Origin of the sequence: Yinghuangia soli (genome assembly GCF_021502675.1) — a bacterium.
GTDB classification, from domain to species: domain Bacteria; phylum Actinomycetota; class Actinomycetes; order Streptomycetales; family Streptomycetaceae; genus Yinghuangia; species Yinghuangia soli.
Genome location: NZ_JAKFHA010000092.1, coordinates 1 through 617, shown reverse-complemented (window position 1 = coordinate 617; position 617 = coordinate 1). Strand labels below are relative to the sequence as shown.

The 617-nt window shown below is 69.4% G+C and carries 1 protein-coding gene; it reads right to left on the bottom strand.

The window, feature by feature from the left end; all coding sequences use genetic code 11:
• A partial coding sequence (locus tag LZ495_RS43675; RefSeq protein WP_235058871.1) for an aldehyde dehydrogenase family protein occupies positions 1–617 on the bottom strand: 617 nt, incomplete at both ends.

Below are 617 nucleotides of genomic sequence, written 5' to 3'. Positions count from 1 at the left end.
GAGACGGCGATGCCGTCGCCCGGAAGCATGTTGATCACCCCCGGCGGCAGCCCCGCCTCCTCCAGCAACCGCATCAGATGCCACGCCGCCACCGTCTGCGTCGGCGACGGCTTCCACACCACCGTGTTCCCCATCAACGCCGGAGCCGTCGGCAGATTCCCCGCGATCGCCGTGAAATTGAACGGCGTCACCGCATACACGAACCCGTCCAGCGGACGATGGTCCAGACGGTTCCACACCCCCGCCGAAGACACCGGCTGCTCCGCGAGAATCCCCCGCGCGAACGCCACATTGAACCGCCAGAAATCCACCAGCTCACACGGCGAATCGATCTCCGCCTGCTGCGCCGTCTTCGACTGCCCCAGCATCGTCGCCGCAGCCACCCGCTCCCGCCACGGCCCCGCCAGAAGATCCGCAGCCTTCAACAACACCGCAGCACGGTCGTCGAACGACAACGCCTGCCACCCCGGCGCCGCCGCCTTCGCCGCCGCCACCGCAGCCCGCGCATCCGCCTGCGTCGCCCCCGCAAACGACCCCAACACCGCACCATGCCGATGCGGCTGCACCACATCGACCCTGGCACCGCCACCCGCGGACTGCACACCGCCGATGGTCTG